Annotated in this window: 8 protein-coding genes; 6 read left to right on the forward strand and 2 right to left on the reverse strand. The window is 53.2% G+C overall.

All coding sequences use genetic code 11. The annotated features are described in order from the left end of the window. The 6 genes from Q8Q07_08390 to Q8Q07_08415 form a co-directional block, all read left to right on the forward strand. Positions 1 to 355 (forward strand): His/Gly/Thr/Pro-type tRNA ligase C-terminal domain-containing protein (locus Q8Q07_08390; protein ID MDP3880301.1); only part of this gene is annotated, 355 nt, incomplete at its 5' end. A gap of 95 nt (positions 356 to 450) precedes the next feature. Next, positions 451 to 738: a GIY-YIG nuclease family protein gene (locus tag Q8Q07_08395; protein ID MDP3880302.1), complete on the forward strand. Its 288-nt coding sequence runs from the start codon at positions 451 to 453 to the stop codon at positions 736 to 738. Between the two features lie 57 nt (positions 739 to 795). Further along, a complete protein-coding gene (locus Q8Q07_08400) occupies positions 796 to 1,296 on the forward strand; it encodes a hypothetical protein (GenBank protein ID MDP3880303.1) in 501 nt (166 codons plus the stop codon). A 139-nt stretch (positions 1,297 to 1,435) separates the two neighbouring features. Beyond that, on the forward strand, positions 1,436 to 1,717 hold the full coding sequence (locus tag Q8Q07_08405) for a hypothetical protein (protein MDP3880304.1): 282 nt from the start codon (positions 1,436 to 1,438) through the stop codon (positions 1,715 to 1,717). Between the two features lie 588 nt (positions 1,718 to 2,305). Beyond that, positions 2,306 to 3,544: an exonuclease SbcCD subunit D gene (locus tag Q8Q07_08410; protein ID MDP3880305.1), complete on the forward strand. Its 1,239-nt coding sequence runs from the start codon at positions 2,306 to 2,308 to the stop codon at positions 3,542 to 3,544. 429 nt (positions 3,545 to 3,973) lie between these two features. Beyond that, entirely contained in the window at positions 3,974 to 5,164 is a 1,191-nt protein-coding gene (locus tag Q8Q07_08415; protein MDP3880306.1) for an MFS transporter, read from the forward strand. Here the strand turns inward: Q8Q07_08415 and Q8Q07_08420 are convergent, their stop codons facing one another. Together Q8Q07_08420 and Q8Q07_08425 are read right to left on the reverse strand one after the other, a co-directional pair. Then, positions 5,165 to 5,683: a (Fe-S)-binding protein gene (locus tag Q8Q07_08420; GenBank protein MDP3880307.1), complete on the reverse strand. Its 519-nt coding sequence runs from the start codon at positions 5,681 to 5,683 to the stop codon at positions 5,165 to 5,167. Positions 5,684 to 5,745: 62 nt separating this feature from the next. Continuing rightward, positions 5,746 to 6,009 (reverse strand): hypothetical protein (locus tag Q8Q07_08425; protein ID MDP3880308.1); only part of this gene is annotated, 264 nt, incomplete at its 5' end.

Raw genomic sequence — 6,009 nt, forward strand, 5'->3', positions numbered from 1 at the left:
GGTGCAGGTGGCAATACTGCCCCTGAGCCGCAAGGAGAACCTGGCTGCCGTTGCCAAAGATGTCCATGCCGGGCTGCGGCGGCAGTTCCGCACCGCCTATGATGATACCCAGTCTATCGGGCGCCGCTACCGGCGCCAGGATGAAATCGGCACCCCCTACTGCGTTACCGTTGATTTTCAGTCGCTGGAGGATAACCGGGTCACCATCCGCGAGCGCGACACCATGAACCAGATACGGGTGCCCATCGTCGAGTTGAAAAACACCCTTCAGGCCAAGCTGTCCGGCGAAGACCTCTTTGTGCTGCCTGCGGGGGGGGAGGTGTGGAAGGTGGAGAGGGGAAACTCTGACGGATAAAAGAATTCCCCCGTCCATTCCGTTGGAAAAAGAAAATCCGGATGCAGAAATGATTCCCAACATCCATTCCGTTGAAAAACGGAATCCAGATAAATATGAGCAGCTATTATATTTACATTCTGGCAAGTAAGCGGAACGGCACCTTATATGTTGGCTCTACCAGCGACCTTGTCCGGCGTATCTATGAACACAATAATAATTATGTCGAGGGGTTTACCAAGAAATACGGCATTCATAACCTTGTATATTTTGAGGAATGTGATGACCGTGACGCTGCGGTTCTACGTGAGAGGCAGATCAAGGAATGGAAAAGACGATGGAAGCTGGAGATGATAGAAAAAGTAAATCCCGAATGGAATGACCTGTACGAGCAAATTATATAACACTAGATTCCGACTTTCGTCGGAATGGGCGTAAATTTAATCAAAGGGAAGTGTAACATGAGGCGATTGATTGTTATGGGGATACTTGCTATGACTCTGGGTCTCTATCCGGGATGTGCTCCCGGAGAACAACCTGATGATGTCGCCATCACCCCAGGCGGTTCGGCATACAGAGCCAACGTACATCAGGTGGGGGTAAAGGACCGCTGGCCAGAGATTCAACAGAGCACGGTGGTGCTGGCGGATAACGTTACTATCACATACCGGGCAGACATAGAAACTAAGGCTGGCGAGATAAGAAATAACCTGATTTTCATGAGAATAGCTGGCCGCCATGATTTAAAAACCAGTGATCTGAGTCTATCTACCAGCAATTTGCCAGCTGGCATGAGTGTTAAAGAAGATGCGGCCGGGGGGCTCCCCGGGAACATTGCCAAACTGCTTATCATAGAAGTATCTAAAGATGTCAAGCCTGGGGAATACACCTTTGAAATCAATGTGGAATTTGAAGGGAAAGACTACGGCCAGATTCCGTGCACAATCAAGGTAGTTTCGTGACGCTTTATCCTGGAGTTTAGTAGGAGAGCAGCCTCTCTTCTCAAAAATTATTTTCTCCTCTATTTTGCTTGACACTATACTCCCTCAAACCTATAATAATTTAGACATATATAAGTCTATACGTCCAGGGAGAAGGAAAATGAGCCGGAAAATGACGGTAGTGTTCCATGATGAGGAGCTGTACACGGATTTGAAAGTAGAGGCGGCGCGGAGGCATATAGCGGCAAGTGAAATCGTTGCGGGGGCGGTGAGGGAGTGGCTGGATGCGCGGGAGGATGAGGAGCTTGCGCCGCTGATAGAAGAAGCCCGTGCTGAATACGAGAAAAATGGCGGAAGGTCCTGGGAGGAAGTTGAACGAGAGCTGGATGAAACCCTTGCTAAGCGCGAGAAACTGAGCAGGGTTGCCGAAAAGAAAGATTGATGTACCGTATCATCATCTGGCCCAGGGCAGCTCGGGATTTGAACACTCTTGGGGAGCGTGCACCCAGGCAGGATATTGAACGCTTACGTAGTGCAATTAGGGTTTTGGCTACAGAGCCACGACCACACGGCGTTCAGAAAATCAGAAGTCAGGATAATGCTTATCGAATCAGGGTAGGAAGCTACAGGATTATTTACGAGGTTCACGATAAAGAGAATGTGGTAATGATATCGCGTGTGCTACGGCGGGCGGAGACTACATATCACGATTAAGAGGTGTCGAAGAGTGGCGAAGCCCCTCTTTCATATAAATGTCATTGCGAGGAGCACGTTCGCTTCGCTCAGTGTAAACTCCGCGACGTGGCAATCTGGGATGGGTTGCAGCTTCCCCGCCTAGATTGCTTCGCCCTCGGGACTTCGGCGTGAGCTCAGTCGAACGCTGAACTCGGGCTGAAGCCTCCCGATGAATCGGGATGGTCTCGCAATGACAATATGCGCAACGAGTGTCTAAGAGAGGCTTCCTCTTCTAAAGATTCTTTCCCTTTCCCCTCTGGGGAAGGGGGATTAAGGGGGATGGGATTACAGAAACATGAAAATCCTCCACTTTGCTGACCTGCACCTGGGCGTTGAGACCTACGGGCGTATTGACCCGGCTACCGGGGTCTCCACGCGCCTTGACGACTTTCTAAAAGCCCTCGACCAGGTGGTGGACTACGCCCTGGAGAACCAGATAGACCTAGTGCTCTTCTGCGGTGACGCCTACAAGAGCCGGGAACCCAGCCAAACCCAGCAGCGGGAGTTTGCCCGGCGCATCAACCGCCTTTCAAGGGGCGATGTCCCTGTTTTCCTGCTCATCGGCAACCATGACCTGCCCAACGCCTCCGGCAAAGCCACCAGCACTGAAATCTTCGATACTTTAGCCGTGAACAATGTCTATGTCTCAAACCGACCTGACATCTACCGCATCCCTACTAGCAGCGGTATTATCCAGGTAGCTTCCCTGCCCTGGCTGAGACGCAGCGCCCTGCTCAGCAAGGAGGAGAGCAAAAACCTGAACTTCGAGGAGATTAACCAGCGCCTGCAGCAGGTGCTGACCAATATTATTGCCGCCCATGCCGCTAAACTTGACCCCGCTCTGCCTTCGGTGCTGGCGGCCCACGTCTGGGTGACCGGGGCGCAGGTGGGTTCGGAAAGGTTGACCACCATCGGTCAGGAGCACGCGTTATTGCTCGGTAACGTGGCTAACCCCGCCTTTGATTATATTGCCCTGGGCCACATCCACAAACATCAGGTCCTCCGTGAGAATCCTCCCGTGGTCTATGCGGGGAGCTTGGAGCGGGTGGACTTCGGGGAGGAGGGGGATGAGAAAGGGTTCTGCCTGGTGGAGATTGAGCCGGGGCCATCCCCTGAAGCCAGGCATACCTCGTTCCACTTTCACCCCCTGGAGGGTCGCCGTTTTTTGACTATCGATGTGGATATTACAGAGGAAGACACCGACCCTACCGCCACGGTGCTCAGGGAGATAGCCGGACAGGAAGACAGGGTCGAGGAAGCCATCGTCCGACTCCAGGTCAGCCTGCCCGCGGCGGTTGAAGGACAGCTCCGGGATAATGAGATCCGGGATGCCTTGAGGGAGGCTTATTACTTTACCATCGCTCGGGATGTCCGGCGCGAGTCCCGCCTCAGAATGGGCATGGGGCAGCGTACCGCAGAAGAAATCACTCCCCTTGAGGCATTGAAGACCTACCTGGAAACCAGGAAAGTGCCTCCGGCCCGGGCCAGGCTCCTCCTTGAGTACGGGGAGAGGTTGCTGGGAGGAGAGGGATAAGAGAACCTTTCCACTGACACCCATAAGAATAAATCCCCGGGATTTGCACCAATGGTACTATTCAGTTTTGATTGGTGATGTCATTGCGAGATCATTCCGACTTATCGGAAGGCTTCAGCCCGAATTCAGCGTTCGACTGAGCTCACGCCGAAGTCCCGAGGGCGAAGCAATCCGTGTGGCGGGGAAGCTGCAACCCATCCCAGATTGCCACGTCGCGGAGTTTACACTGAGCGAAGCGAACGTGCTCCTCACAATGACTCAGGAAAAACCAACCAAATGATACACTACCCCAATATATTAGATACGAGCTATTGTTTCCCGGTGATTTTCGGAGTATAGTATTTAGTTAGATTTATTTGATACCTTGCTCACTGTGAGCAAGGATATTTTTTCTCCATCTGGTGGTGGTTTAGAGGAAGACGTGTCTTTATGGCTCTTGACTCCTGGCGAAGGAATCTCTACGCGGTATTTATCGCCGAATTAGTGGTACTAACCGGTTTCAGTTTTGCTAACCCTTTTATGCCGCTCTTTATCCAGAAGCTGGGCGATTTCACCAACGAAGAAGCCGCTTTCTGGGGAGGTATTGCCACCGGCGCCAGCGGCATTGCCATGTTCTTCAGCGCTCCCCTGTGGGGTATCATAGCGGACCGCTGGGGTAGAAAGCCGATGGTGCTCAGAGCTATGTTTGGTGGCGCTACTACGCTGGCGCTCATGGGCCTGGCGCCCAATATTTATTACCTTATCGGCCTGCGCGTTGCGCAGGGTGTGCTGAGCGGGACAGTAGCGGCCGCCTCAGCCCTGGTGGCAGCCCTTACTCCCAGGAACAAGATGCCCTTCGCCATGGGTCTCATCACGCTGGCAATGTTTACCGGGCAGACCGTTGGCCCTCTTCTCGGTGGATTTCTCGCCGACCTTGTCGGCTACAGAACCACTTTTTTTATTACGGGCGGGCTCCTTTTCAGCGGTGGTCTTATTGTACTTTTGCTGGTGAAGGAGAACTTTGAGCGCCCGGCAGGAGGGCGCGGCGTTTCAGCGGCTGACATCTGGCGTCTGGCTACTTCCAAAACGATACTCCCGCTGCTGGTAGTGCTGGGTACGCTGCATGTTGCTCCGCAGATGGTGTCCCCGATAATTCCCCTGTTCATCAGGGAATTAGACCCCGGGAGTGCGGTAGCAACCTGGGCCGGGCTGGCTTTCAGTTTGATGGGGGGGATAGCAATCATCTCCACCTTAGTGGCCGGTCGTTTCGGTGAGCGTGTTACCTTGAAGAAGATGCTGGTTATCTCCTGTCTGGTAACCGGATTGCTCTATCTGCCACCGCTGTGGGCTGGTACGGTTGGCCAGCTTGTTATTTTCATCGCGCTGTCAGGCTTGTTTAAGGGGGGACTGATGGTAGCTTCCAATGCACTTATCGGTCTGTCAGTGATTCCCAGTCAACAGGGACTTGCTTACGGATTAGGGCAGAGCGCCAACGCCCTGGGTAACGGTTTCGGGCCGGTAGTCGGGGGCAGTATCGCCGCTTTCGCCGGTCTCAGGCCTGTTTTTTATTCTGGTAGGGATACTATCTGCCCGGGCGCTCGCCGGACAATCACCGGAAAAGAGCCAGCCCTGAAAGCTTGACTACTCTTCAGCGAAGAGTTGCAGCACTTTCCCCCTGTTTTCGACAGATAGCGGCGGGCACTGCTCAGGCGACACCTTGCCTGCGCGCAGGTCGGCGGAGAAAGCCAGGCAGGTAGGATAACCGCACTCTTTGCAGTTGGTTTTGGGAAGCAGCTTGAAGATGGCCATGACTCCGGGTATCTTTCTTTCCGTGTAGAGAGGGGTGATGCTATCCTTTGCCTGCCAGACAGCGTTGATTTTCTCGACAATCTCGCTGGCGAGTTGTTGGGCATGTGAGTAGTCGTTAGCCCGTCCGATCCTGATTTCACGGGGGCGCAGGGCGTAGGCCTGCTCCGGCTCTCTCAAAATCAAAACCCGGTTCTCGTGGTCATACCAGGCATTTTTCATGACCGCGTTCAGGTAGGGGAAAAGAGGACTGATGTCATTCTCCGGTGTGACCAATGCGCCGTACCGTGCCGAACCGGGGGCGCATTCAGGCTCAACCAGCCGGAGTTCGTATTTCTCAATCGGTTTGTCCATTGATTAGATTCTACCACAGGCTCGACCGGGCAGCAAAGGTGTGAGGTCTGCGATTGTAGTAACTAATCCAGCATACCGACGAAGCCTGTCCTGGCGACAGGCCAGGGCACGGAATGACAAATCGTGTTATTAAACGACCTCGGTATCCGGGTGGAATATGTCTCCTTTCCCTGCCATTCTGTTGACAGAAACGGGAGGAATGCTATACTGTGAATGTTAAATACCGAAGTATGGTCGGTGACTTCACGGATACTACCGGGCAAAATATGCAAAATATGGGGGTATTCGATGATTACTATCAATGTTGTCCTTGCTTCCAGGCTGGA

Source organism: Dehalococcoidales bacterium (assembly GCA_030698765.1).
GTDB lineage: Bacteria > Chloroflexota > Dehalococcoidia > Dehalococcoidales > UBA2162 > JAUYMF01.